The organism is Pedosphaera parvula Ellin514, from assembly GCF_000172555.1.
GTDB lineage: Bacteria > Verrucomicrobiota > Verrucomicrobiia > Limisphaerales > Pedosphaeraceae > Pedosphaera.
On the sequence record NZ_ABOX02000004.1, the window covers coordinates 1 to 24,758 of the forward strand.

The window sequence follows — 24,758 nt, forward strand, 5'->3', positions numbered from 1 at the left end:
TGTAGCCCTGCCCGATGGGGACGTTGATATAACCAACAACGTTTAATGAATAAACGTTCGATTGTGCTGTCGCGGAGATAGCACCGACCGCGAGCAACGCAGCCGTAAGTAATGTTGTTTTTGTTCTCATTTTTTTGTTATGTTGTTCCGTGTGTAGCGGCACTATCTCTAAACGGGAAGCAAGTGTCAATAATTTTGTAAAAAATTTTGAACATTTATAAGAGGTCGTTTTTGGCACACGCAATTCCCAATCCTTTTTCATCCCTCAGCTTTCTTCATTCTTGTTGCGATCAGCATGATGATAAAGTTAGTGATCTAAGATGGCTGCACCACAACGACTTTCATGGAATCCGGTTTCGGATTGACGGCCAATTCTACAGCCTCCGCCGTTTTCTCCAAAGGATAGGTGTGCGTAATCAGTCTTCTCACGTCCAGTTTTCGAGAGAAAACCAACCGTGCAACCTCCTTTTGCAGTAGAAAATCTGATGAATAGCTGCCAATCAGGTCTTTCTCATCGACGCAAATCGCCGAAAGATCCATTCCTAACTGCTCCCCCCTCCTCGTGTGGGCAAAAAGCAACACTTGACCACCTCCCCGCAATTGCGCTTGAGCCTGAAGCACTGCTTGATTGGAAGGCACTGCAATCACAGCAGCATCCAAGCCTTTTCCCCGCGTCAGCTTACGAACCTGATCCTCATAATCACGGGCATCAGCTTTGAACGCCCAGCTTGCACCCCATTCCCTAGCCAACTGCAACCGTGATTCCAGCAAATCGCTCGCGACTACTTTAACTCCGCGCAAGGCCAGCAAGCGAGTGAACATGAGGCCAATGGGTCCCTGTCCGGCAACCAGGACAATATCACCTTTGAGCAGATTCAACCGTTTTACAGCCTTCAAGACCGTATTAACTGGCTCCTGCATTGCCCCCTCGACAAACGAATTGCGTTTGGGAATTTTTACCACGCCTGGTAGCACAAATGATTTTACCTGCACGTATTCGGCATATCCGCCGCCAGCGGGTTCAAATCCTGCAGTAATTCCAGTGCGCTTGTACTGTTCGCATTGTGCAAATGCGTGATGCCTGCAAGCATGGCATTTCAGACAGGGCACATGGTGATGCAAGGCCACCCGATCACCGACTCTAAATCCCTTTACCTTTGATCCGACCTTTACAACCACCCCAGCGGTTTCATGTCCAAAAACGCGTGGAGGTGGCACGGTGCCGTAATGAATTTTCTTAATGTCAGTCGGACACACGCCGCAGGCAGCCACTTTTACCAATAAATCTCCAGCACCAATGTGTGGAACCGGTAAAGATTCCAATTGCAAGTTTTTTACGCCTCGGTAGACAACTGCACGCATCGTTTTCGGAATTTCAACAGACATGAGTGGAAAGCTATTAAAGAAACAGGCTCGTCGGAAAGGCTGAAAATCCAGGTACCATCAATTTCTTTTTTGAAACTGGCAGATCCCTGCCAATAACCCCCCCTTGATTACCCCCAATTAGCATTGTCACCAGCTCAAATTTTCCACAAAAATATTACTATGCGTGTAGAGCGTTGGTGTTGCCTGTTGCTTGCCTTGGTCACTCTGGCCGTATATTCGCCGGTGATCCGAAACGACTTTATCAATTACGATGATCCGGATTACGTCACTCTGAACTACAACGTTCAAGGCGGACTGAATGCGACTAGTATTGCCTGGGCATTTACAACGGGCCATTCAACGAACTGGCACCCGCTGACCTGGTTGTCTCATATGTTGGATTGCCAGTTCTATGGGCTCAATCCTATTGGCCATCACCTCACAAACCTGCTGCTCCACCTTTGCAATACGATTCTGCTCTTCCTGGTGATGCGACTTTTTACGGGTGAACTTTGGCCCAGCGCTCTCGTTGCCGCCTTATTCGCCTGGCATCCTTTGCATGTCGAATCTGTAGCCTGGGTTTCAGAGCGAAAGGATGTTTTAAGCACGTTTTTTTGGCTGCTAACCCTGTTGGCTTACTGGTGGTACGCACGCTTTCCAACGATAAAACGTTACCTTGTGGTCCTGGCTTGTTTTCTTTTAGGCCTCTTGTCCAAACCAATGGTGGTAACCCTGCCATTTGTGCTCATGCTGATGGATTACTGGCCACTCAACCGCATCGCGGAGTTTCCTCCGAACCTTAAGCTCGCTGGAACCAGGCCGATCACGCCAGTGTCCTGGAAACAATTGGTGACCGAAAAAACGCCACTCCTTTTATTATCCACGGCCTCGAGCGTGGTAACCTTTTTGGTTCAGCGCGCGGGAGGAGCTGTAGCCCCTCTGGAAAATGTGACTTTAACCGCACGGGTGGAGAATGCCCTGGTTTCATACCTCCGGTACCTCGGAAAAATGTTCTTTCCACACAATCTGGCCGTTCCTTACCCAATGCCGGAAGAGTGGCCTGCACCTCTGGTGATTTTCGCGATTCTGGCATTATCTTTTCTGACGTTCCTGGCCTTAAAATGGCTTCGCCGTGCGCCCTATTTTTTCATGGGCTATTTCTTTTTCCTGGGCACTCTGGTTCCGGTGATCGGTTTAATTCAGGTTGGCAGGCAATCCATGGCCGACAGATACTCCTACATCCCTTTGATCGGGATATTTATTATTATCGCATGGGGGATACGCGAACTCATGGAGCGCTGGCCCAAATATCGTTTGTTGGCAGTCGGCAGCATTTGCTTGTTGGTCGGATCATGTTTGCCCCTCACGTATCTGCAGGCACGTTTCTGGAAAAGCTCCATTGCTCTTTTCTCTCATACTCTCGAAGCAAGCCCTGACGCGCAGGAAGCCCGGCTCTTGCTGGGGAAAGCTTTTTGCACAGCCGGTCAACCGGAAAAGGCAATGGAACAGTTCAGTCAGATTTTACGGAGCAACCCCAACTCCGCTGACGCGCTTTTTGCCATCGGTGTGTTGCGGACGGCGGAACACAAGTTGGACGAAGCGGTGGATTATTTGACCCAGGCGGTCAGGCTTTCTCCCGAAATGCCCAACTTCCACAGTCAATTGGGGGAAGTTCTCCTGGCCCGGGGAAATCTTGGAGAAGCCATGGCGCAGTTCGACCAAACCTTGCAGCTGGCGCCGCGAGATGCCATTGCTCACCGACAAAAGGGTTGTACCTTGGCCAGACTGGGTAAACTCGAGAACGCCATGGCTGAATTCGGGGAAGCTTCGCAACTGGCCCCACAGGATGCCGAATGCTTTTACGACCTCGCTCTGGCCTTGGCCCTCCAAAAAAACCATGGTGCCGCAATTGCACAATATCGCACAGCAATCCGGCTGAAGCCTGATTACGCCGTTGCGTTAAACGATCTTGCCTGGCTTCTGGCCACGGCTCCCGAATCAGAACTCCGCAATGGTAATGAAGCTGTTCCCCTGGCAGAGCGAGCCAGGAAGCTTTGCGGAGAAAAGGAACCGCAATATTTAGGGACTTTGGATGCAGCTTACGCTGAGGCAGGACGGTTCAAGGAAGCCATCACCCTCGCCGAAAAGGTCAGGCACATGGCCCTGGCGAGCGGTTCCAAGGATTTGGTTGAGGCAGCCGATAAAAGACTCGATGCTTATCGGCAGGGGAAACCCTATCACCAACCGTAGCACCTTGCCACGACAACTGTGTTAATCCTCACCGTAAAAAGCCGTAAACCACTTTTCAGCTGCCGAACAAAACTCGATCTTTAGCCCGCGCCACTCGTAACGTACAGCGCGTGCATGCAGCGCGTGATGTGGCAGAATCAGTTTTTTCCACTGTTCCTCTGTCAGGCGATCCTGCACCAGCGCCATATATAGATCTTCATCCCCGCCATACATCTTGTCTCCCACAATCGGATGGTCAATGTGGGCCAGGTGAATTCGAATCTGATGCTTGCGTCCGGTATGAGGCAGAACGCGTAACAGAGTAAAATCACCCTCTTCTCGGCTGAACCTTTTCTTTACCGTAAAGTCGGTCTGGGAAGCCGCTCCGCCTTCCACTACAGTATCTTTAATGGCGATGATGCTCGAAGTGTCTTTCCCAAGAGCAGCCTGAATGGTCCCCTGCTCTTCCCGAACGTGGCCATGAACTATGGCGAGATACTCTTTTTGAACCTCGCGCCCTTCCCAAATTCTTCTCAAACCGCGGGCGGTGGTATCATCCTTGGCCACAATCACGATGCCGCTGGTTTCCCGATCGAGCCGGTTTACGAGATGAGGATGAGATTCCGGGCCCAAATGCAGGCGAACGCGGCTGATGAGACTGGAATATTCGTCACCTTTGGTGGGATGGCAGACCAGACCGGCTGGCTTGTTAATCACCAGCAGTTCGGCATCTTCGTGCACGACATCAAATAACTTTTCCATTTTGTTCAAATCGCGGGCGCAAACAGCTTTTACCCTGAATAATGCAGGTGGCTGGCAGCGCATCGTATATCATCGTATATAAGTATATGGAATGACATGGCTTGTCATTATTTCCCGTTGTCGTATCCTGATTTGAGTGAAGTTGAACGGTTCAAAATTCGATTTAAAACTGCTGTTGCCCATTATCCTGATGGTGCTGTTCGCCGTGACGCGCATTCCTGGCTTAATGCCGTGGAATTTTAGCGCTGCCTATGCGTTGATGTTTTGCGCTGGAGTTTTCTTCCCACGCAAGTTGGTTTGGTGGTTGCCCTTCGCTACGATGTTGGTTACTGACATTCTGCTAAACTCCTTGTATTATAAGCTGCCTGCCAGCCAGTGGTTTAGCCCGCAAATGTTGGCTGTTTACGGCATTTACGTGGTTCTGGTTTGGATGGGCAGAAAGTTCGGTCCCAAAGCCTCTTTCATGTCGTTACTAGGTGGCGGCATCCTGGGAGCATTGCTCTTTTACGTCATCACCAATTCCATTTCCTGGCTGGATAACCCGGAATACAAAAAAACTTTAACCGGTTGGCTCGTGGCCTTGACCAAAGGAACTTCAGGTTGGCCGCAAACGTGGGAATTTTTCCGAAACACACTCATGAGCGGTGGCTTGTTTACCGGCCTGTTCGCAGGAGCAATGAAACTGCTCGAAGCTTTGGAACCGGCGGAGGAAGAAGAAAAGGAAAAAGCGGAAGAGGAAGCACCGGAGGCCAAACCCGAGGAAGCCAAGGCCTGATTATTTCGTGAAAATCGGAATCATCTCAGACACTCACAATTTCTTTGATCCCAAGATTCCGAAAATCTTCAAGGGTGTGGACCACATCCTGCATGCCGGCGACATCGGCCAACCGCAAATAATCCATCAACTGGAGAGCATCGCACCGGTGACGGCTGTCCTGGGCAACACCGATGTCGGCTTGCACTACCGGCAAACTGAAGTTGTCAAACTTGGCGGTCGAAAATTCCTGGTGCATCACATCGTGGATGCGCAACGGCCTTCGGAAGTATTACAGCGGCGCCTCTCACGTGAGAATCCAGACGTAGTGGTTTTTGGCCATACGCACAAGCCATTCAATGAACTGATTGGCCATACGCTTTACTTCAACCCCGGATCGGCTGGGAAGAAACGGTTCAGCCTGCCGCGCACTCTGGCAATCCTGCATTGCGATGCGAAGGGCATTCGTCCGGAGTATTTCGATTTGTGATTACTCGGAACTATTCAGTTGGGAAACCACGAATGGACACAAACCCACACGAATTATAGAAAAACACTCCAAATGGCCTAGTGGAAAAGACTCACTATTTGGCGCTCCCCCATCGCAGACAGTCCAACCCCACTTCAATCCGAATCTTTATTAGTGTTTATTCGTGTCAATTAGTGGTTGAACTGCCTTTCTCCGGATTACTTCCTGTCGGATGAGCGAGATTTTGCTTTTGTTGAATTGTTCAAATCCCTCTCTGCATCGGTTTGGGAATCTCGCCCGCTCAATTTCTCTTCCGCGCCATTTTTCAAGCCTTCAAACAGGATCGCTCCCGTAGTCAGTGCCAGCTTCCGCCGAACATTTATCTCGGAATAACTGGGTAGTTCGTAGGACCCGGCCGAGATGCCATTTGTAAGAATCATCACGCAGCTATTGTCAGAAGATACCCGGGCCCAAATGGTTTCCTTTCGAAGCCGGTCGATATCGGTGAATTCGCCGTAATCGGACGGAATTGGTTGCATTCCTTCACTTATCTTCGGCGAAACGAACGCTGGCTTGCCATACCCATCGACACGATCGCCATCCTGCAAAACAAAAAAGGCGCGCCTGACCAACTTTCCTCCATGATCCTCTTCGTAGGTTATTAAGATGTTGGCCAATTGATTCTTCTGAAACACCTGCACATCGCCATATCTCGACGGGGAATAGAAATGATCCAAATCCTCGTCGGCCCACAATTGCCCAACAGTCTGGGTGGTGCAACCACTCGACAAAGCCAGGAAGGCTGCCGCCATCAATGATAGTGTTAAGCTTTTCATCAGCTCATACCCTCTCGATAACCATCAGTGATTAGCATGACCTTCCAACCATAGCAACAGCGCGAGTCCCGCTGCAATGGCAGCGACCATTCCAGTATCCCCTGTCACAGCCAATGGCGTTAACAAGATCTGCGTCTGCCTGCCATGGCCATCTTCGTAAAACGGCATCGTGAACTTTCCCTGATTCTGGTTGGTTAAGATCAATTGTAAACTTTGTTGATTGGTGGAAAAAATCACGGCGGAACTGATGGTGTTGGTTGCAAACAGATTGGTCTCCCAAAAGATTGGCACTGAATCCAAACCCGCAGCACTTTTGAGCGAAACAAAATGCGGCTTCTTTCTGGCCTCCAACAAACGCTGGTTCTCCAACACGTAGAAAGCCCGGCGCTTGATATTATCGCTGCTCTCCTTCTGTTCGTCGTAGGTGATGAGCACATCCTTCTGATCGGCCTTCAGGAATGCCTTGGCACCCGGATCATTTGCAGGTTGGTGATAATTGGTGAGAAAATCATCACTCCACAGACGCCCCGTAAAGGTGCATTCCTGCAACGACCCACATCCGGGAAGGAACGGCAACAGCAAGGCAAACAAATAGCATTTAACTCTTTTCATTTAGCGATAGTCCTTTCGATTTGCGTGATTGGACTACGAGGCTAAACACCAAATTCGCCTTGGGTGAATTGATAAAACTGAAGCTGTCATCGATTAAATCGATGATGTCGGCACTTAGGGGCAATTGGCCCAAAGTTGTTCGACAGTCCGGGTGGTGCAGCCACATAATGAAACCAGCACTGCGGTGACAAAAGAATCGGTTTTAGACTCTCAGTCATGGTTGCCATGAATTCGTGTCACCATTGTGGACCGCCAACATTATCAGGCCAAATCCAATAACAGTATAAAGCCCAGTATCTCCTGCCACGGCAAACGGGGTGAGAAGAATCTGCGTCCCCCTGCTGTGTTCGTCAGCGTAAACAGGCATGTGGAAGTGCCCGAGATTTTGATTGGTAAGCACCAATTGGAAATCCCACTGGTTGGTCGAAATGATCAAGGCTGAACTGTAGGTGTTGGTTTCAACTGTATTTGCCTCCCACAAGATTGGCACAGGTTCCCGGCCCACTGCATTTTTCAACGGCACAAAATGCGGCTTTCCTCCTGTCGCAAGCAAATGCTGGTTTTCCAACACAAAAAAAGCCCGGCGTTTGACCTTATCCTTCCTGTCCTGCCTTTCATCGTAGGTGATGAGAACATCCTTCTGATCTGCTTTTATAAATGCTGTTGTGGCTTCACCGTTGGTGGGCACATGATTGTTCAGGAGGAATTCATCAGACCACAATGCCCCTGTCAGCGTGATATCCTTCAGCGATCCGCATCCGGTCAGAAGGGATAGGCACAAGGTGAGTACAAACGCATTGGCGATTTTCATTTCGTAGTGGTCCTTTCTGTCTACACCATTAGACTACCGGTCAAAAAGGAAAATTCACGAAAAAAAATATTGTATCAACCATCAGACCGTTGGCGCCGCAGTATTCGCAACACCACCTGCAGGAATCTTCTCTCGTTTCGTGACCACCAATAACCAAACGGAGAACATGCCGCTCACCACCAAAGCCGCCGGCAGGACAAGGACAGCAGCTTGCAAGCTGTGCAAATGGTCCGCCAGGCGACCGACGATTTCGGGCGACCACATGTCACCGAATAGATGAATCATGAAGATGGAAAGTGCCATGGCGCTGGAACGCAAATTGGCCGGCACGGTTTCCAAAATGAGCGTATTGATCGGGCCGGTGGGCAGGAAGAGCAGGAACATCGCCGCCGCCAACAATCCCATGCAAACAGTGGTATCCTTCGCCTGCAGAGCAAAAAAGGAGACTGGTGCCGCCAAAAGAATGGAGATGCTCAATAACCATGCATACCCTGCAGGGTCACGCTTGTGCCATGCAGTAGCAACAAAGCCTCCCACCATCGTCCCCACTAATCCCGCGACAACAATCACTGCGCCGAAGAAGCGATCGGCATTCGCGGTGGTAAGGCCATGAATTTTTTCCAGAAAGGTCGGTCCCCAGAAACTAAATGCACCCAGCGCAAAGGTGTATGCCACATAACCCCAGATAACTAACATGTATTTTGGATTCCTAAAGAGACCCAGGAAATCGCGCAAGGAAGGCTTGGTGGCAGCTGCCGCTGTTTGGGCATCGGAGCCGCCACGTTTCGGTTCTGCGAAGGGAAGTAGAATTAATGCCAATAACAATCCTGGCGCGCCCGCCCAGATAAATGCATGACGCCATCCAAAATGCGTGGCCATCTCCCCACCAAACAAATAGCCCAATGCATAGCCCAAAGGCATGGCTACGTAGAAGATGGTAAGGGCATTATTACGGCGTTTGGCGTCGTAACTGTCCGAGATCAGTCCCGGACTGATGGTCGCATAACTCGCCTCCCCTACTCCCACCAGAACTCGATATGCCAGCAGCATACTGAAGGTGCTGGCAAAACCGGTTAATACGGTCCCCAGACTCCAGACAAAAATACCAAGCGCAATCAGCCATTTTCGCGAAGCCCGGTCCCCGAAATATCCAAAGAAGGGGGAAGTAACGAAGTAACCGATCATGAAATAAGTAAATGCCCGACCGGAATCCCCGTAGCCAACATTGAATTCTGCGGCCAGAGGCGTGCGCACCGCGTTCAGAATGGCGCGGTCGATGTAGTTAAACAGATTCAGCCCGGTCAGGATGGCCAGCAGCCAGGCGGGACTTAGACGCTTATTCATGAGGAGACGACCGCAGGCACAGGTTGATGTTGACGTCGGATAAATCCCATCATGCCGAGCGCAAAGACTGCGAGCGCAGCGATTTGGTAGCCACTCATTGGCCCTAGAATGTGTGGTTCTTCGCGCACAAACTCATGCATGAATCTGAAGATGCCGTATGCCATCAGGTAAATATGAAAATGCTGTCCGTTCAGCTTCTGCCGACGACGCAGCAGAAAGAAGGTAACGATTGCGGCAAAATTGAAAAGAATTTCCATCGGCACCGAAGGCCAACGGTCCACCCCATGAGCATCTTTAAGCGTACACCACGACGCCTTGCAGGCAACTCCGGTGCAACAGCCGTGAAAAAAGCAACCTATGCGGCCGAGAATAATTCCGATGGGCGCTATGAAGGCAAACCAGTCGCCAGTTGCAGAATGGTATCCAACGAGCTTCTTGGCAATCTCGACGCTCAAATAGCCACCGAGCAAAGCTCCCAAAATGGTCTTCCCAGTCGCCAGTTGCAGCCACATGTCGGGCGCGCCGAAGTGAAGCCAGCCTTCGGCCAGGACATAAACAATCTTCGCACCCAGAAAGGCACCCACCAGAGCAGACACATAAATGAGCAATAGTCGATCATCACGCTTGGCCAGGCGTGACCAAAAACAGATGCTCACGATAATACCCGCCAGCATCAGCCAACCGTATGGGGAGGAGCGCATTATTGTGGAGCTGGCTTAGTGTCAGAAAATCCCGAGTAATAACGACAAAACGAATCCAGCTTGCCATCAGGCCGAATCACATGTGTGCAACAACGATCGATGCGGTCTTCATCCCAAGTAAATGCGTCCATGAAAGGTTTGATGAACAACCTGAAGGTATTGGATTCATCGAGTTCGAACTTTTTCAAGAGCTCTCCCAACGGTTCCGATTCGCAGCCGCATTGCATCAGGTCCTCAAGTTTGTAGCGAACCTTGTCGTGAAGAAATCCCTGGACTTGAGTAAAATCAATAAAGTTGCTGATGGAGTGCGTCGCGCCATTTACCTTTAACAGATAGCCAATGGTGGCGCAATTAGGATCGCCGCAAGGCAATGGAGTAAAGTCTTCGAACCGGAGCTTGCCGCTCGATTGCCCCACGGCTGCGAGAATGATGTCGGCGGTGTTCAAATGTGGCTGCGATATTGCGGTCGCTCCTTTTGGCAATCTGCCGCTCGTAAACATCGGTTGGAAACTGATCCCGCGGATATGCTTATACTTGAGACCAAACTCAACGGCTTCCCAGAGATGGGAGAGGTTGTCAGGCGTCACCGTCATAGCGAGCGTGATGGGCAGATTCATTGCCCCGCATCGTTCAATGGCCCGCACTCGCATGCCACGCAGGTCGCCTCCGCGTAGTTGCTCCTGCCCTTCCAACTGCATGCCGTCGAACTGCAGATACAGTTGCATGCCGCCGTAATGGAATGTTTTTCCGAGACGCTCCGCAAAAACCTCATCGGTCGCCAGGCGGACACCATTGGTATTGAGCAGCAGGTAATCAATGTTGGGATTAGCCTGAGCCCACTCCACCAACTCAAAGAACTGCGGATGCAACGTTGGTTCGCCACCCGAGAGTTGTAGAATTTCAATGCCACCCTTACGATCAATCACGCCCTGAATGCGGGACTTTAATTGTTCCAGCGGCACGGCGTCCACTTTGGCAGCGATGCCAACGGGCGAATCGGCGTAGCAGGTGGGACAGGCGAGATTGCACGAGTTGACGATTTCAATCAGGGCAAGACAGGTGGAAAGTTTCTCGAACGGGGCATCTCCTCTGCCTGCGGCATTGCGGCCAAGCGTACCAGCGACTGAGTAATCGGCAGCGGAAAAGGCCATGCTTTTCAAAAGCTCGGAGTTCGCCGGAACCGAAGATGCAGAGGAACAATTACCTCCCGCACAGCAGGCATTCTCCGGCTTGCCCTGAGCCAGCCAATAAAACCGTGCGTCCGAGGCGATGCAGACCGAGGCCTCGCCGTGGTCGGGGCAGGTGCGCTTGAGAAAAACTTTCTGCGGAGAACCGGCAACACGCCAGACTTCTGCAGGGCAGGAAGCATGGCACTTGGGACAACGGCTCGTGGTGCGTTTTAGTAATTCTTCGGCTTGTATTTTTGGAATTGAAGCAAGGTTCATAATAATACTTGAACTCACCACCTAACGTTGCGAGCACAACCTGCAAAAATAATTATAAAATTGAGAACCGCCATGATGACGACCAAGACCACCGAGCCCAGATAGCGTGCCACCCCGTCTTTCCATAAGCGACATGCAAGCCAAACACCGCAAAAAATGGACGCGGGAGCTCCTACGATAAGTCCAATAAAACCGACGGTCCCAGCGGAGTCGCGGAATTTCTCTGAAATTTCTCCCAGAGAAAAACTAACGAGGGATAGAAAACAAGGAGCCAAAAGTAAAATCCAAAAAACCTTCTGCAAAGGCAAAAACCTAGGGCTGATTCTTCCTCCAGACACTGGAGGGGGCAGCAAGTTTTCAGAAATGCCCGCACCGCACTGGTGGCAAAATGAAGTTCCCTCCTTGATGGCCTGAGTGAGATCACCCTGGCACCGAGGGCAAATCGGTTCGTTACTTGGCATCGCATTCATATTTGTAATCCGATCACACCCTTAAGCCAAAAAGGTTCACGAATGCTATGAACAAAAGGCATAGATTTGTGCCCACCAAAGCGAGGAAAAAGATAATTCCAGTAATAATGCGAGCCGCAGAATTTCGAGACGATTTGCAGGCCAGCCACCAGGCACAAAATGGAGAAGTGCTTAGGATAAGCAAGCAATTCAAGCCACTTACCGCAAAAGCCACATTGTAGGCATGACGAGGAACAAGCAGACAGATCAAGAAAGTCAGGTGAACTGGCGCGAGCAACAATACCCAAAAGATTCGGGCCATTACCTGTTTGGGAATTCCCTCATTATTCCGGCCTCCAAGTTGTGGGTTGCTCATAGTGTGATTATCGCAAATCAATATTGCCAGCGCATCCCGCAACGATGGCGAACAAGTTTAAAAAGCCTATCAACGCAATGAAACACAACGCGGTCAGGACCCGAGTGCCAGATCCTTGAAAAAAGCGACGGGCCAGCCAAATACCGCAATAGATGGCAGCTCCCACCCCCAAAGGGAGAGCCAGCATTCCAATGGTGCTACCTGTATTCTTGGAAGATTGTCCAACCCAGAAACTGGCCAGTCCCATGGCAGCAGGCAGGAACAGGAGAATCCAGAAAAGTATTGGTGAAGATTTGGAAGGATTCGTATTCATAATAAATTCCGTCAGTGCCCTCCTGACAGCACCAGACACCCGGCAAACAGTACCGCTCCACCTACTAAAATCACAGCTATCGAAATAAGGAAGGCAATTAAAATCATGTCCAGGAGGGTGCGTCGCGCGGTCTTACGCTCCAATCCAGTCGAAGGAGGTTCGATAAAACCGTCCTGAAATTGAAAACCGCACTCAGGACATTTGCCCCAACCTTGCTGGTGGCTGAACATCACATCCTTTTTGCATTTCGGGCATGCGGCCCTGGACTCATTCATAACTGATGATGACCCGAATATTTAGCCACAACCTTCCCCGACTGTCACTGGAGAAGTCTTCCAATCATTATGTTCATCCGATTGCTCGAAAAACTTTCGCCGCACCGCATTTAGCGCGAGCCTCCCCAGGTTATCGCACTGTGCATTGATGCGGCGGGCGAAAGAATTTAAGGCCACCTCCCTGGCATTTGGCCGTTCCCTTTACTCATTTTCTGTGGTGAACGGGTAAATTTTGAGTAATCTTCAGAGTTTCTTTTCACGGAAGCGAGGCTATCTCGCCTTGCCTACGGAGCGTTAATCGATAAAACTTCCCAGGTTATCGATTAAATCGATGTATGAACATTCATCACCTGGAGCTTTTCTATTACGTGGCGCGATTTGGAGGAATTAGCGAAGCCGTGCGCAATATTCCTTACGGCATTCAGCAGCCGGCGGTCAGCGGCCAGATTGCCCAACTGGAAGAGTTCCTGGGAGCCACGCTCTTTCATCGGCGGCCCTTTAGCCTGACACCTCCGGGCGAGAAGCTTTATAACTTCATCAAACCATTCTTTTCCGGCCTGGATGCCCTGAGCACCGAGTTGCAGGGCGGCACGACGCATCAGGTCCGGATCGGTTCGTCGGACGTGGTTTTGCGCGACCATCTTCCCGAGCTGCTTCAAACCCTTAAGAAGAAATTTCCACAAGTGAAAGTAGCGTTGCGCGAGGGCTATCAACCCGAGTTGGAAGCCATGCTGCAGAAACAGGACATCGATCTTGCCATAACTTTGATGGAGAAGAAAGCCCCGGCCGGTCTTCAAACGCAGGCGCTTTTGGAACTCCCATTGATCCTAATGGTGGATAAGGAAAGCCCAATCGCCTCGGCTGAGGAGTTATGGAAACGGGATCGCATCCAGGAGCCATTGATCTGTCTGCCTGAGAGCGAGGCTATTTGTAAAAACTTTCAGCAAGGGTTGAGCCGGCTGGGCGTGGATTGGTTCCCCAGTATCGAGGTGAGCTCGGTGGACCTCATCCAAACTTATGTAACCAGCGGGTTCGGCATCGGGCTCACGGTGTCTATTCCCAAGACAAAGCTGTCTCCAAAAGTCCGTACAATTCCCCTCCCCAACTTTGCACCGGTCATCATGGGCGCCCTTTGGCGCGGAAAATTATCCCCTCCAGTACAGCTGATATTAGAAGAACTACAAAGGCGTGCACGGGTTTTGAGTTCTGTGTAGTGGCGCGGAGGCGGTCCGGCCCCAGAAGTGGCAAAGGAGTTGCTTAAAGGCAGTCGTAAAGTTAGTTCAAAAACTATTTTATGGCGCTGCCATTCTTAAACGGCCAATCAAAAAAGAAACGGGACCAGATCATAGCCATCGATCTGGGCAGCCGCACCACCAAGGCCATTCACCTGCAACGCAAAGGAGAAGGATTTGCCCTGCAGCATTATGTGGTGATGGATGCACCTATTTACGAAAAAAGCCTCTCCATCGAACTGCTCTCGGAACATCTAAAAGCTGTGGTCCAGGCTTTGGATGCCAAGACCAAGATAGTGACTTTAGCGATCGGAGTGAATGATTCCATCGTGCGACATGCTGAACTGCCACCCATGCCGGTGGAAGACATGCGCATGATTTTGAGAAACAATACGAAGAATTACCTGCAGCAGGACCTGCCGGGACACGTCTTCGATTGTCATGTAGTGGTCGCCAGGAACGGAGCTGCTCTCGAAAGCGCGCGAGCCGTCGGAATGCAAAGGGCAAAGGTCCTGGTCGGCGGTGCCAAACAACAGCTTATCAGTGATTTATTGCAATCCATCAAAGATGCTGGTTTGACGGCAGATCAGGTAATTCCGGGATTGCTCGGTCCGGTAAATGCGCTGGAACTGGCGATGCCTGAAGCCTTTGCGAAAGAACCAGTTGCTCTGGTGGACATCGGTTTCAAGAGCACTACGATTTCCTTGCTTAACAATGGTCAATTAATCCTGAGCCGTGTGGTGGCCATCGGCGGCGACCGCATGACACAGGGTTTGGCTGAAGCCATGAGCATCAGCTACGCTGAAGCTGAAGGGATAAAAGTCGGCATGCCGGCGGAAGTTCAATCAAGTTTGGAACCAATTTTGATTCCTCTTGGACGCGAGCTGCGAGCTTCGGTGGACTTCTTCGAACATCAGCAGGATAAATCGGTCAGTCAGATTTATATTTCCGGCGGATCGGCGCGCTCTGAATTCATCATTAAGAGCCTGGAAGCTGAACTGATGGTCCACTGCAAAGCCTGGAATCCGGTTGCTTCGCTGCAAAATGAACTCCCCGCTTTGCAATCCGCAGAAATTGACCAGGTGGCCCCCCAATTAGCTGTAGCCGTTGGCGCTGCTGCTGTTGCATTTTAACTCCTATGCCTATACGCATCAACTTGCTTGCCGAAGCGCAAGCCACAGAAGATCTCCGGCGCAAAGATCCGGTAAAACGGACGATTTGGGCTGGGATCATGGCAGTGTGCCTGGTGCTGGTATTCAGCAGTTCCCTCCAGGTCAAGGTCATGACCCAAAATGCCAAGCTTAACACTTTGGAAGCCAGGCTGGGTACGAGGACGAACGAATACCAGCAAATCTTAAGGGACAGGAAGAAACTGGGCGAAACAACCGAAAAGCTGACGGCGTTGCAAATCATGGCCACAAACCGTTTTCTCTATGCCACGCTTTTGGATTCCCTGCAACATACCGTGGTGGATGGAATTCACATCACACGGATCCGGGTGGATCAAAATTATGAAGTAACCCCCCCGGTCAAAGGCGACAGCAACAAACCAGGGAAACCTGGCAAGTCCACGGAAAGGGTTTTCCTTACATTGGATGCCAGGGATTCAAGCGCCAATCCCGGAGGCGACCAGGTCAATCGTTTCAAAGAAGCAATTTCTCAATATTCTTACTTTAAGGAAAATCATCTGACCACGAACGAAATCCGTCTGAAGAATCTGGCAACTCCCCAGCTCGACGCAGAATCGGGAAAACCCTTTGTTCAGTTCACGTTTGAATGCCGGTACCCTGAAAGAATTCATTGATATGAAGAAAATTTCCAAGGAAAAGCGTACCCACATGGTCTTAGTCGCGATGGTCGTGGCCGGGATCATTGCAGGATTGTGGTTTGGCCTGATCAGTTACCAGAACACCAAGCTGAACGAAGTCTCAAAAAAGATTGGGGAGTTGGATCAGCAAATGCAAACCGTTTTAAAGACGGTTGCCGACGCCAAAAAATTGAATTCCGATCTGAATGGGTGTTCACAAAAGTTGGATCTTATTGAAACCACCATGGCCTCAGGAGATTTGTTTTCCTGGATTGTAAGCTCTTTGAAACAGTTTAATGTCCCATCCTATAGAGTGGAGGTGCCTCAATTTGGAGCTCCTGCAGTCGCGGACGTGACCATGTTTCCCTCTTTTCCCTATAAGCAAGCAACTGTGGGGATAGGCGGAACTGCCTTTTATTATGACTTCGGGAAATTTCTTGCAGATCTGGAGAATCATTTCCCCCATATGCGCGTCCAAAACCTCACGTTGGAACCATCGCCGGGAAATAATCCTGATGAGAAGGAAAGACTCGCTTTCCGAATGGAAATAGTCACACTCGTAAAACCCTAAGCCTCCTGATTAACCACTTTTATGACCATTCCGCGAAGTATCATCATTAGTTTAATTTCTGGCATGACCGCTGGCATGATGATCTTTTCACCAAGTTCCCACGCCGCTCCCACAGAACCGGCTTCCGGTGGGTCGGTCGGCGGGGAAACTAACTCTGTCGCAGCCGATGCGGTCATTCCGCAATCGGTGTTCGACCTCACCGCGAAAAATATCAGGGATCCATTTTATCCAGACACGTTGCGGCGGCCGATCCCCGCCCTCGTGACAACGAACGCTCTGCCGGTGGTTGCGCTCTCCAGCCTGGTCTTGAAAGCATTGTCTGGTAGTGCTGGTCAGCGCCTGGCTCTCATCAATAATCGGACACTTGAAGTGGGAGAATCTGCGGAAGTCACCACCGCAAACGGGAGCAAGATCAAAGTCCATTGCATTGATATCAAAGAGTCATCAGTTTTCATAAAGGTAGAGAGCCAGCCTGAACCCATCGAGCTCCACCTGCGCAAGGATTTTTAGCTGATTCATCTTTGCTAATGCATTTGATGCAATGCGATGCCCTTCTTAAGGCATCGCATTTTTCATTACATCGTCTGGCTCTCATCAGCAATCGGACAGTTGAAGTGGGAGAATCTGCGGAAGTCACCACCGCAAACGGGAGCAAGGCCAAGGTCCATTGCATTGATATCAAAGAGTCATCAGTTTTCATAAAGGTAGAGAGCCAGCCTGAACCCATCGAGCTCCACCTGCACAAGGATTTCCATCTGGTTAATCTCTGCTAATGCGTGTGATGCATGCGATGTCCTTCTTGAGAAATCGCATTTTTCATTAGAATTACTTACTTTCCGATGCCCCTCCCCCACCATTCAAACGATGTCTTAATGATAGACAAGCCTTCTTTGCTAATGGGCAATTTGCTCAGTATTACCTCTAATTTCGGGCGGGAAACCGCTTGGCACCTTTGCTGCTAAAACAAAACCTGCAGTAATTAACTGTCAATTGTCGATACACGGTCGAAAACACAAAGCAAATCAAAATGAAATCCAAAGCCACATTACTCAGCCTGGTAGGACTTATCGTCGCCAGTGCAGCCCTGGCACAGCCGACTGACACGAATCAAGCGCCCGCCAGCGTGCCGCCGGAAAGTTCCTCAACGGCCACCAACCTTTCCTCCAGCGCGGCAACACCGGCATCTGCGGACACCAACTCAACAGCCGCCAACCTTTCCTCCAGCGCGGCAACACCGGCATCTGCGGACACCAACTCAACAGCCGCCGCGGCCAACACCAACGCCACGGTATCGGCCGACAAAACCACGGGGACCCCGACCGCCCCTGCAACGCCTCCAGCTTCGGCCAGTCCCGCTACTGGCGCCACCATTGCCACGACAAACGGATCGGCTGAAAAACGTGATCCTAATGCCGTCATTCCCCTGATTGTCATGGACGAAGTTCCGTTGACGGATGCGATCAAGAATCTCGCACGTCAGGCCGGACTCAATTACATGCTCGATCCCAAAATCAATTACGGAGTGGCCGGTCCCGATGGCAAATTGAATCCCCAACCGATGGTTTCCTTGCGCTGGGAGAATCTCACTGCCGACCAGGCTTTGAACGCAGTATTAGGGAATTACAATTTAACAATCGTCGATGATCCGAGGACGAAGATCGCCAGAATTACAGTCAAAGACCCAGCTGCTCCTGAACCACTGGTCACGCGCGTTATCCAACTCAAATATGCGAACGTAACCAATATAGTTTTGAACGTCACTGGAGTGCTGCAAGACAAGCGCAGTAGAGTAGCCGCGGATGTGCGCACCAGCCAGTTGGTCGTCCTGGCGACGGACAGGGAGCTCACCGCAGTCGATGAATTAGTCGCCAAATTGGATACTGCCACCAAGCAGGTATTAATTGAGGCCCGATTGGTTGAGACTTCCAAGAATCCCACCACCGCGAAAGGTGTTGACTGGACGGGCACAGCTGCAGCACAGAATGTTCGCTTTGGTAATAACTCGATACTTGCAGCACCTTTTACCCGAGGCACACCTCCAACACCTGCAAATCCATTTGGGACACCTGACCAGCAAGCAGTTCCAAGCACCATACTTGACCCCACGCAGCCGATGATTGCTGCGAATACACATAATGGATTTCTTCCAAATACCTTCTTCCTGAATGCTGACGGAGCCAGTGCGGTTCTTTCCTTCTTGAATACAGATAACGATGCCCAAGTATTGTCCACTCCCCGGGCGGTGACTTTGGATAATGAGACGGCCACTCTGTCAGTAACGCGCGCTCAGCCCATTTTCAAAACCACTGCGGGCACTCAGGGCTCCCCGGGCGGATCTGAAGTTACCTATACAAACGTTGGAACAATCCTAAAGGTTACTCCACGTATCTCGGCCAACAAAATGATCAGCCTAAGAGTCATTCCTGAAGTTTCCAGCGTGGCAGGCACGGACAGGAAAATCGTTTCGGGCCAGATCAACGAAGCTGATATATTTGATGTTCGTCACATCGACACACAAGTGCTGATTCCCAGCGGCAATACGCTGGTGATGGGCGGACTGGTGAGCGACGACAGAACCAAGTCTTACATCAAAGTGCCACTCCTGGGCGATATTCCCTACCTTGGCGCGGCTTTCCGCCATGAATCCAAGACCCAGAACAAGAAGAACCTGATTATCTTCGTCACACCTACCATTGTGGAGACTGAGGACTTCCAACCCACACAAACCGACTTCCTCAAGCATAAGCTGCCGGATGAAAATAGCACTGACTTCGGTGCCTGGGACAGCGGCAAACCTCAAGACTGGAGCAATCTGTTCGGCAAGAAAAAGACTGCAACTGATAGCGACGACGCCAGCTCTAAATAGTCTCAGCTAAATTATCGCACCACCGTTCTTCCAGTAAGAACGGTGGTTTTGCTTTGTACGGGTGACTGTTTTACCATCAGGTCACCGCCCTGCCCTGCTAAAGAATTAATCTGCCTGCGACACTTTCCGAAGGTAATCGAAAGTATAAAGGCCGGTGGCATGACCATCAGCCCAAACTGGTTGAATTGCGTAGCTCCCTACGTTTGCAATCCGCAGCAACTGAAAGGCACGGGCGTTCAGGGGCTGATCTGGAGCTTTATAGACGTTTCCCATCACGTCCATTTCGCCCTTGCACCCGGCACAAGGACAATGACGACGCAGCTTTTCCAAAGAGATGAAAGATTCAGTCCCATCCTCCCATTTAATCGCGAGTTCATTGCCAATCGGTTGTATATCCAGCGGTCGCATGACTCAAAGTTAACTTTGAACAGCCATATGCGTCCACCCCTTAACACTGAGATGGGACATGACCAATAATATAGCCTAGTCTAACTTTTTTTATTGACTCAAAGTTTTCATCAATTAGCTTATCACAATGCGATGGAACACGAAGTTTTCACGGTGCCACAGAAAGGAGTATCTTTTTAACTTTACGTTGCGTCCGTAATTGCCATGGCTTCCCGGCTCAAAATGAAAGCAAATAACCAGGCAGCTTCCGAGGGAACGGAAGATGGCTGGCGTTTGCCGAATCAGACTCCCAGTCTGGAGGAGGCACATCGTACGATAGCCATTCCCAAAGAGCTTGGGTTCTGGCGAAAGCTGTTGGCTTTTTCTGGACCAGGTTATTTGGTAGCCGTCGGCTACATGGATCCGGGCAACTGGGCTACAGATTTGGCTGGAGGATCAAAGTTTGGGTACTCCCTGCTTAGCATCATACTTTTATCCAATTTGATGGCGATCCTCCTCCAATCGCTCAGCGCCAAACTAGGCATTGTAACGGGTCGCGACCTGGCGCAGGCATGCCGTGATCATTATTCCAAGCCAGTGGTTCTGACGCTCTGGCTGCTTTGCGAAATTGCCATTGCTGCATGTGATCTGGCTGAGGTCATCGGATCAGCAATCGCGCTCAATCTTTTATTTGGGATACCGATCCTTTGGGGCGTGTGCATCACGGCACTGGACGTCATTGCCGTCATGTATTTGCAAAACAAAGGCTTTCGCTACATCGAGGCCCTCGTAATAGTGCTTATCCTCTCCATTGGAGGGTGTTTTCTGATCGAAATCATCCTTTCCCGTCCTGATGTAACAGCAGTTTTGGGAGGGTTTATTCCGAAACTCGAGGTGATCAGGAACAAGGAGATGCTTTATATTGCGATTGGAATATTAGGTGCAACCGTGATGCCGCATAACCTTTATCTGCACTCCTCCATCGTTCAGACGCGAAAATATGAGCAGAACACCGAGGGAAGGGCTGAAGCAATAAAATTTGCGACTTTGGACTCTTCGCTGGCACTGATGTTCGCGCTGTTTATCAACGCAGCCATTCTAATCGTTGCCGCAGCTGCATTCCACAGTCATGGACAAAACGAAGTGGCGGAAATCCAGGATGCTTACAAGTTGCTGAGTCCAACACTGGGTGCGACATTGGCGAGCACCGTTTTCGCCGTTGCGTTGCTGGCATCCGGCCAGAACTCAACTTTAACCGGAACCCTGGCCGGACAAATTGTAATGGAAGGATTCCTCAACCTTCGGCTGCGTCCATGGGTGAGAAGACTTTTGACCCGTTTATTAGCTATTATTCCGGCGGTGATCTGCACGGCACTCTATGGTGAAAGCGGGACGGCCAGGCTACTGATTTTTAGCCAGGTGGTTTTGAGTCTCCAGCTCTCGTTCGCGGTGATTCCATTGGTTATTTTCACCTCCGATCGGAAGAAAATGGGTAAATTTGTAAATCCCACCTGGCTCAAGGTGTTGGCATGGCTAACCACGGGTATCATTGTGGTATTGAATTTGAAGTATCTGCTGGATTGGTCCGGACTTACGCAGCTCATCGCACGACTGTTCCATTGAAGGACATTCATGTACGGGAAAATTTTAGTAGCCCTGGAGAATGGCCAGGCAGACGAAAGTTTGCTGCCGCATGTAACAGAGCTGGCGAAGCAGTTTAATTCGCATCTACTTTTAGTGCATGTTGCGGACGGGTGGGTGGCGCGCAACTATGATCGACTCCAACTGGCCGACTCGGAGGAGATTATAGTCGATCGAAACTACCTGGAACAAACGGCTGAAAAACTGCGTGCCTCCGGTTTACAAGTTACAGCGCATTTGGCGATGGGAGATCCTCCCACGGAAATATTAAAAACGGCAGAGCGTGAAAGATGCGACTTGATCGCCATGACGACTCATGGTCATCGCCTGCTGGCCGACATTTTTCTCGGGAGCACGATCCACGAAGTCCGGCACAAAACCACAATTCCCATCCTGCTGGTAAGAGCCGGAACGAAGCGGGCTTGAATTGCCCGCCCCCGCTCAGGAACCACCTGGCAGTCTCAGAGCAATTCCAACAATCGATGCAACTCTGCATCGGTGTTATAGAAATGAGGTGACAGGCGAATGTAACGCTGGCCGGCTCGGTCGGCCCTCAGCGAGGTTACAATGTTTGCCGTCTCGAGCTTCTGATGCAAGGCGGGCAGGTCTGTTCCGGGTCGATGAAACGTGACAATCCCACTGGCATTAACCGTTCCAGCATTTGCCTGGAGGACTTTATAACCTTTGGCTTCCAATGCAGGAACCAGCCAGGCACGTTTGCGCAAGAGTTCGGCGGCAATATTTTCAACGCCGATTTCAAGGATTAGTTCCATGGCTGCATGCAATCCAACGAGGCCAAAGAAGTTGTGCGAGCCTACTTCAAAGCGCTGGGCATTTTGGCGATAAACAATCTGCTCCTGAGCCACGTAATTGGGGCAACGAACATTGTTCCAGCCGTAAACATGTGGATCCAACTTTTCCTGCAACGATTGACGCACATACATCAATCCGGCAGCGCACGGTCCGAGAAGCCACTTGTGCGCATCGGCGGCGAGGAAATCGACATGTTCGACCGTGGTGGGAAACGCGCCGAGAGTTTGGATTGCATCCAGGCAGAATAGAATGCCGCGATCATGCAGAGCTTTGCCGATGGCCTGATAATCGATGCGATAGCCCGCAACAAAATGGCAGGAGGCCAGGGCGACCAAACGCGTCTGTTCGTCGACCTGCCCAAGAACATCAATGGGCCGAATGACACCGAGTTCGCGAACATTAATCAGCCTGACTTGAACCCCTTTGTTCGCCAGAGCCATCCAGGGATAGACGTTCGATGGATAATCATCGAAATAGACCAGTATATTATCGTGCCTTTTAAACTTGAGGCCGCCAGCGATAAAGCTGAGTGCGAGTGAAGTAGGACCAACGAAAGCAACTTCTTCCGGCCTGGAATTCATTAACCGAGATGCCAACTGCCGGCCAGTTTCCACAATCTGAGGGTAAACAAACGTTTCCTGATCGCCCAAGGTGCATTGTTGAGCGTATTTGGCAACCGCTTCGGCGACGCGTCTCGGCAAGGGACAATCCCCGGCATGCGCCAGAAATATTTTCTCGCGGGCCACGGGAAACTCGTGCTGACGCAGCTCTTCGTTTGAAAGCAGTTCGGATAAAGTCATGGAATTAAATTAAGAAAACAGTCGGAATGTGCAAGGTGCCAGTTAATCCGCAAAAAGGTCGGGGGCCGCGTTAGAATCCACCGGCTTGTTGGATTTGGTTGATGTATCCCTGGTAGAACGTGATGACTTTGTAGCCGACAAAAAGCGCGATTGCCATATAAAGACCTCGCGGGACCCAACTCGCCAGAAAACTCATCCGCGCCCTGCCCTGCTCTTCGTAATACCGGTAGATACGGCGCAAGGACTCATCCAGTTGACCGCTGATTTCTCCGCTCGTATAAAGCTGGGTAAAAACGTCGGGGAACTGGTTGGGAACCAGACGAATTGCTTCGGCGGGAGTTTGTCCACCCAGAATCCGCGCTCTCCACGCCATCACGGTACGAACCAGACCAGGTGAACCGCTGGCAGCAGCAGCCATTTCCCATGCCGGAACAATGTTTACTCCAGCATTAATAAGTGCCTCAAGAGCGGCGGCCAGACGCGCCAGCGCCAGGGAATGCCGGGCTGTGCTAAAAACCGGAACCACCTTGAGCACACGTTCAAGGCTGGCGCGCCACTTTTCATTACGTTCAGCCTGAAATGCATAAAGCAGGCCGAAAATGATTGCATAAAGAGGAACTATCACACCCGCGGTTTTAATCAGGAAGAGAGCGCCGCTGCCGTTTTTAAAATAATCGATCAAGGGAAACAAGAAAACGGCCATGTGCAGAACCAGTGCTGGATAAGCAAGGTCGGAGAGCATTTGCTTTTGAAGCCTGGCGGTGTCGGCATAGTAATCGCCGAGCATCTTAAAAACTGAATCCAGGCGACCACTGTTCTCGGCGGCCTCGATCAAATAAACATCAAAGGATGGCAGCCATGACCCAGTGGCACGCATGGCATCCGTAAAGGTCGAGCCATGGTTTAAGTGCTCCAGCACGCGCTCAATGTGCTTGCGAAATGCAGTTGAAGGGGGATTGCGCTGGATAAGTTGCAGCGCTGAGATCAATCCGATACCTGAAGCAACGAGCTGAGCAATCTGATGGTAAAGCTCAGCGCGCTTTCTAATGGAGGAGGGAGTGTTGATGGCAGCCATACTCCCTCTCAGCGGTCACAGGTCAAGCAGTGACACGGTCAAAGCTGGCCTTGAGATCGCGTTTGCTGCGCAACCCGACCATCTGCTCAGCCACTTGTCCCTTGTGGAACAATAGCAACGTTGGTATCGCCCGGACTCCGTACTGAGTGGCGAGCGATTGATGGTCATCAATGTTGACTTTCGCAATGATTGCCCGGCCGGCATATTCATCAGCCAGTTCATCAAGAATCGGGCCGATCATTTTGCAGGGACCACACCATTCTGCCCAGAAGTCCACCAAAACAGGTGCGGTGGCCTGAAGAACTTGTTGTTCAAAATTTTCTATGGTCAGAACTACAATATTGGGAGATGCCATTTTTTGGTACGTCTTCTAAATGTTAATTTATGATGGGCGATACCGGCTTAGGTAAAGAGGCTCATGCAATAGACCGTGCTGCCTACGGCAACGAGGCCGGCTACTGCAGCGGCAATGGCGAGCACCACATCGATGGTGCTGAGCGCAGGTTTCGGTGGTGCCACCGGGGCGCGCTGAACCGGACGCTGGGCGGGTGCAGCAGCCACAGGAGCGGCGGCAATGCGAGGTGCAGCGGCAGGTGCTGCCGGAGCAGCAGTCGGAGCCGTGGTAAAAGCCGGAGCGCCAGGAACTGCAGAAGGACCGCCCGGAGGCAAAGTCGGCAGTTTAATCGTTGGAGCTGCAGAAGGCTTTGGCGGCAGGTTAATGCGAACCGTTTCCTTTTTAGGTTGAACCTTGGCCCCTTCGGGCGGTTGAGGAGGAACCGCGCCGCCGGGCAAACTTGGATTTTGATCTGCCATAGTATGTCTTTA

At 50.9% G+C, this 24,758-nt stretch carries 25 protein-coding genes; 11 read left to right on the forward strand and 14 right to left on the reverse strand.

All coding sequences use genetic code 11. From position 1 onward, the window contains the following. Positions 1-315 precede the first annotated feature (315 nt). Positions 316-1,386, reverse strand: a complete 1,071-nt coding sequence (locus CFLAV_RS03725) for an alcohol dehydrogenase catalytic domain-containing protein (RefSeq protein WP_007413284.1) — start codon at positions 1,384-1,386, stop codon at positions 316-318. 159 nt (positions 1,387-1,545) lie between these two features. Between CFLAV_RS03725 and CFLAV_RS31775 the strand changes: the two genes are divergently transcribed. Further along, entirely contained in the window at positions 1,546-3,615 is a 2,070-nt protein-coding gene (locus tag CFLAV_RS31775) for a tetratricopeptide repeat protein (RefSeq protein WP_007413285.1), read from the forward strand. A 21-nt stretch (positions 3,616-3,636) separates the two neighbouring features. Here CFLAV_RS31775 and CFLAV_RS03735 read toward each other — a convergent pair whose 3' ends face one another. After that, positions 3,637-4,356, reverse strand: a complete 720-nt coding sequence (locus CFLAV_RS03735) for an RluA family pseudouridine synthase (RefSeq protein WP_040546864.1) — start codon at positions 4,354-4,356, stop codon at positions 3,637-3,639. Positions 4,357-4,492: 136 nt separating this feature from the next. Here CFLAV_RS03735 and CFLAV_RS03740 point away from each other — a divergent pair, with 136 nt between their 5' ends. Both CFLAV_RS03740 and CFLAV_RS03745 read left to right on the forward strand, forming a co-directional pair. Next, a complete protein-coding gene (locus CFLAV_RS03740; RefSeq protein ID WP_007413287.1) occupies positions 4,493-5,131 on the forward strand; it encodes a DUF6580 family putative transport protein in 639 nt (212 codons plus the stop codon). 7 nt (positions 5,132-5,138) lie between these two features. Then, a complete protein-coding gene (locus CFLAV_RS03745) occupies positions 5,139-5,600 on the forward strand; it encodes a metallophosphoesterase family protein (RefSeq protein ID WP_007413288.1) in 462 nt (153 codons plus the stop codon). A 197-nt stretch (positions 5,601-5,797) separates the two neighbouring features. Here CFLAV_RS03745 and CFLAV_RS03750 read toward each other — a convergent pair whose 3' ends face one another. The 7 genes from CFLAV_RS03750 to CFLAV_RS03790 form a co-directional block, all read right to left on the reverse strand. Beyond that, on the reverse strand, positions 5,798-6,415 hold the full coding sequence (locus CFLAV_RS03750) for a hypothetical protein (protein ID WP_150107261.1): 618 nt from the start codon (positions 6,413-6,415) through the stop codon (positions 5,798-5,800). 24 nt (positions 6,416-6,439) lie between these two features. Beyond that, the gene (locus CFLAV_RS03755) at positions 6,440-7,027 is read right to left on the reverse strand and encodes a hypothetical protein (RefSeq protein ID WP_007413290.1); all 588 of its coding nucleotides are present in this window, start codon (positions 7,025-7,027) and stop codon (positions 6,440-6,442) included. A gap of 214 nt (positions 7,028-7,241) precedes the next feature. After that, on the reverse strand, positions 7,242-7,838 hold the full coding sequence (locus tag CFLAV_RS03760) for a hypothetical protein (protein ID WP_007413292.1): 597 nt from the start codon (positions 7,836-7,838) through the stop codon (positions 7,242-7,244). A gap of 81 nt (positions 7,839-7,919) precedes the next feature. Further along, positions 7,920-9,182, reverse strand: coding sequence for a spinster family MFS transporter (locus CFLAV_RS03765; RefSeq protein ID WP_007413293.1), 1,263 nt, complete (start codon positions 9,180-9,182; stop codon positions 7,920-7,922). Then, positions 9,179-9,883, reverse strand: coding sequence for a prolipoprotein diacylglyceryl transferase (locus CFLAV_RS03770; protein ID WP_007413294.1), 705 nt, complete (start codon positions 9,881-9,883; stop codon positions 9,179-9,181). The genes CFLAV_RS03765 and CFLAV_RS03770 overlap by 4 nt, the downstream gene beginning before the upstream one ends. Continuing rightward, positions 9,883-11,328, reverse strand: a complete 1,446-nt coding sequence (locus CFLAV_RS03775) for a radical SAM protein (protein ID WP_007413295.1) — start codon at positions 11,326-11,328, stop codon at positions 9,883-9,885. The genes CFLAV_RS03770 and CFLAV_RS03775 overlap by 1 nt, the downstream gene beginning before the upstream one ends. 832 nt (positions 11,329-12,160) lie before the next feature. Then, positions 12,161-12,466: a hypothetical protein gene (locus CFLAV_RS03790; RefSeq protein WP_007413298.1), complete on the reverse strand. Its 306-nt coding sequence runs from the start codon at positions 12,464-12,466 to the stop codon at positions 12,161-12,163. Between the two features lie 610 nt (positions 12,467-13,076). Here CFLAV_RS03790 and CFLAV_RS03800 point away from each other — a divergent pair. The 6 genes from CFLAV_RS03800 to CFLAV_RS03830 all read left to right on the forward strand — a co-directional run bounded on the left by CFLAV_RS03800 (position 13,077) and on the right by CFLAV_RS03830 (position 19,217). Beyond that, positions 13,077-13,955 (forward strand): LysR family transcriptional regulator, encoded by an 879-nt coding sequence (locus CFLAV_RS03800; RefSeq protein WP_007413300.1) that lies wholly within the window; start codon positions 13,077-13,079, stop codon positions 13,953-13,955. A gap of 80 nt (positions 13,956-14,035) precedes the next feature. Beyond that, complete coding sequence (gene pilM / locus CFLAV_RS03805) at positions 14,036-15,106, forward strand: pilus assembly protein PilM (protein ID WP_007413301.1); 1,071 nt, start codon at positions 14,036-14,038, stop codon at positions 15,104-15,106. A gap of 5 nt (positions 15,107-15,111) precedes the next feature. After that, entirely contained in the window at positions 15,112-15,777 is a 666-nt protein-coding gene (locus CFLAV_RS03810) for a hypothetical protein (RefSeq protein ID WP_007413302.1), read from the forward strand. 1 nt (position 15,778) lies between these two features. Beyond that, positions 15,779-16,351: a hypothetical protein gene (locus CFLAV_RS03815; RefSeq protein WP_007413303.1), complete on the forward strand. Its 573-nt coding sequence runs from the start codon at positions 15,779-15,781 to the stop codon at positions 16,349-16,351. Positions 16,352-16,372: 21 nt separating this feature from the next. Further along, positions 16,373-16,861 carry a hypothetical protein gene (locus tag CFLAV_RS03820; RefSeq protein ID WP_007413304.1) on the forward strand — a complete coding sequence of 163 codons (489 nt, stop codon included), beginning with the start codon at positions 16,373-16,375 and terminating at the stop codon, positions 16,859-16,861. A gap of 517 nt (positions 16,862-17,378) precedes the next feature. Further along, positions 17,379-19,217, forward strand: coding sequence for a type II secretion system protein GspD (locus tag CFLAV_RS03830; protein WP_007413306.1), 1,839 nt, complete (start codon positions 17,379-17,381; stop codon positions 19,215-19,217). Positions 19,218-19,322: 105 nt separating this feature from the next. Here CFLAV_RS03830 and CFLAV_RS03835 read toward each other — a convergent pair whose 3' ends face one another. Continuing rightward, positions 19,323-19,625, reverse strand: a complete 303-nt coding sequence (locus tag CFLAV_RS03835) for a DUF971 domain-containing protein (RefSeq protein ID WP_007413307.1) — start codon at positions 19,623-19,625, stop codon at positions 19,323-19,325. 222 nt (positions 19,626-19,847) lie between these two features. Between CFLAV_RS03835 and CFLAV_RS03840 the strand changes: the two genes are divergently transcribed. Further along, positions 19,848-21,227, forward strand: coding sequence for an Nramp family divalent metal transporter (locus tag CFLAV_RS03840; protein ID WP_040546949.1), 1,380 nt, complete (start codon positions 19,848-19,850; stop codon positions 21,225-21,227). 9 nt (positions 21,228-21,236) lie between these two features. Beyond that, a complete protein-coding gene (locus CFLAV_RS03845; RefSeq protein ID WP_007413309.1) occupies positions 21,237-21,671 on the forward strand; it encodes a universal stress protein in 435 nt (144 codons plus the stop codon). Between the two features lie 35 nt (positions 21,672-21,706). Here the strand turns inward: CFLAV_RS03845 and CFLAV_RS03850 are convergent, their stop codons facing one another. The 4 genes from CFLAV_RS03850 to CFLAV_RS35925 form a co-directional block, all read right to left on the reverse strand. Then, positions 21,707-22,858, reverse strand: a complete 1,152-nt coding sequence (locus CFLAV_RS03850) for an aminotransferase class V-fold PLP-dependent enzyme (protein WP_007413310.1) — start codon at positions 22,856-22,858, stop codon at positions 21,707-21,709. Positions 22,859-22,928: 70 nt separating this feature from the next. After that, the gene (locus CFLAV_RS03855; RefSeq protein ID WP_007413311.1) at positions 22,929-23,933 is read right to left on the reverse strand and encodes a type II secretion system F family protein; all 1,005 of its coding nucleotides are present in this window, start codon (positions 23,931-23,933) and stop codon (positions 22,929-22,931) included. 22 nt (positions 23,934-23,955) lie between these two features. After that, on the reverse strand, positions 23,956-24,288 hold the full coding sequence (trxA, locus tag CFLAV_RS03860; protein ID WP_007413312.1) for a thioredoxin: 333 nt from the start codon (positions 24,286-24,288) through the stop codon (positions 23,956-23,958). Between the two features lie 47 nt (positions 24,289-24,335). Further along, positions 24,336-24,746 carry a hypothetical protein gene (locus CFLAV_RS35925; RefSeq protein WP_007413313.1) on the reverse strand — a complete coding sequence of 137 codons (411 nt, stop codon included), beginning with the start codon at positions 24,744-24,746 and terminating at the stop codon, positions 24,336-24,338. Positions 24,747-24,758: the final 12 nt, after the last annotated feature.

Excerpts from the sequence above, each read along its gene's own strand:
- CFLAV_RS03755 (WP_007413290.1), bottom strand. The coding sequence starts at position 7,027 with ATGAAAAGAGTTAAATGCTATTTGTTTGCCTTGCTGTTGCCGTTCCTT.
- CFLAV_RS03790 (WP_007413298.1), bottom strand. The coding sequence starts at position 12,466 with ATGAATACGAATCCTTCCAAATCTTCACCAATACTTTTCTGGATTCTC.
- CFLAV_RS03750 (WP_150107261.1), bottom strand. The coding sequence starts at position 6,415 with ATGAAAAGCTTAACACTATCATTGATGGCGGCAGCCTTCCTGGCTTTG.
- CFLAV_RS03800 (WP_007413300.1), top strand. The coding sequence starts at position 13,077 with ATGAACATTCATCACCTGGAGCTTTTCTATTACGTGGCGCGATTTGGA.
- CFLAV_RS03735 (WP_040546864.1), bottom strand. The coding sequence starts at position 4,356 with ATGGAAAAGTTATTTGATGTCGTGCACGAAGATGCCGAACTGCTGGTG.
- CFLAV_RS03820 (WP_007413304.1), top strand. The coding sequence starts at position 16,373 with ATGACCATTCCGCGAAGTATCATCATTAGTTTAATTTCTGGCATGACC.
- CFLAV_RS03765 (WP_007413293.1), bottom strand. The coding sequence starts at position 9,182 with ATGAATAAGCGTCTAAGTCCCGCCTGGCTGCTGGCCATCCTGACCGGG.
- CFLAV_RS03760 (WP_007413292.1), bottom strand. The coding sequence starts at position 7,838 with ATGAAAATCGCCAATGCGTTTGTACTCACCTTGTGCCTATCCCTTCTG.
- CFLAV_RS31775 (WP_007413285.1), top strand. The coding sequence starts at position 1,546 with ATGCGTGTAGAGCGTTGGTGTTGCCTGTTGCTTGCCTTGGTCACTCTG.
- CFLAV_RS03815 (WP_007413303.1), top strand. The coding sequence starts at position 15,779 with ATGAAGAAAATTTCCAAGGAAAAGCGTACCCACATGGTCTTAGTCGCG.
- CFLAV_RS03840 (WP_040546949.1), top strand. The coding sequence starts at position 19,848 with ATGAAAGCAAATAACCAGGCAGCTTCCGAGGGAACGGAAGATGGCTGG.
- pilM (WP_007413301.1), top strand. The coding sequence starts at position 14,036 with ATGGCGCTGCCATTCTTAAACGGCCAATCAAAAAAGAAACGGGACCAG.
- CFLAV_RS03810 (WP_007413302.1), top strand. The coding sequence starts at position 15,112 with ATGCCTATACGCATCAACTTGCTTGCCGAAGCGCAAGCCACAGAAGAT.
- CFLAV_RS03835 (WP_007413307.1), bottom strand. The coding sequence starts at position 19,625 with ATGCGACCGCTGGATATACAACCGATTGGCAATGAACTCGCGATTAAA.
- CFLAV_RS35925 (WP_007413313.1), bottom strand. The coding sequence starts at position 24,746 with ATGGCAGATCAAAATCCAAGTTTGCCCGGCGGCGCGGTTCCTCCTCAA.
- CFLAV_RS03830 (WP_007413306.1), top strand. The coding sequence starts at position 17,379 with ATGAAATCCAAAGCCACATTACTCAGCCTGGTAGGACTTATCGTCGCC.
- CFLAV_RS03725 (WP_007413284.1), bottom strand. The coding sequence starts at position 1,386 with ATGTCTGTTGAAATTCCGAAAACGATGCGTGCAGTTGTCTACCGAGGC.
- CFLAV_RS03855 (WP_007413311.1), bottom strand. The coding sequence starts at position 23,933 with ATGGCTGCCATCAACACTCCCTCCTCCATTAGAAAGCGCGCTGAGCTT.
- CFLAV_RS03775 (WP_007413295.1), bottom strand. The coding sequence starts at position 11,328 with ATGAACCTTGCTTCAATTCCAAAAATACAAGCCGAAGAATTACTAAAA.
- trxA (WP_007413312.1), bottom strand. The coding sequence starts at position 24,288 with ATGGCATCTCCCAATATTGTAGTTCTGACCATAGAAAATTTTGAACAA.
- CFLAV_RS03845 (WP_007413309.1), top strand. The coding sequence starts at position 21,237 with ATGTACGGGAAAATTTTAGTAGCCCTGGAGAATGGCCAGGCAGACGAA.
- CFLAV_RS03850 (WP_007413310.1), bottom strand. The coding sequence starts at position 22,858 with ATGACTTTATCCGAACTGCTTTCAAACGAAGAGCTGCGTCAGCACGAG.
- CFLAV_RS03770 (WP_007413294.1), bottom strand. The coding sequence starts at position 9,883 with ATGCGCTCCTCCCCATACGGTTGGCTGATGCTGGCGGGTATTATCGTG.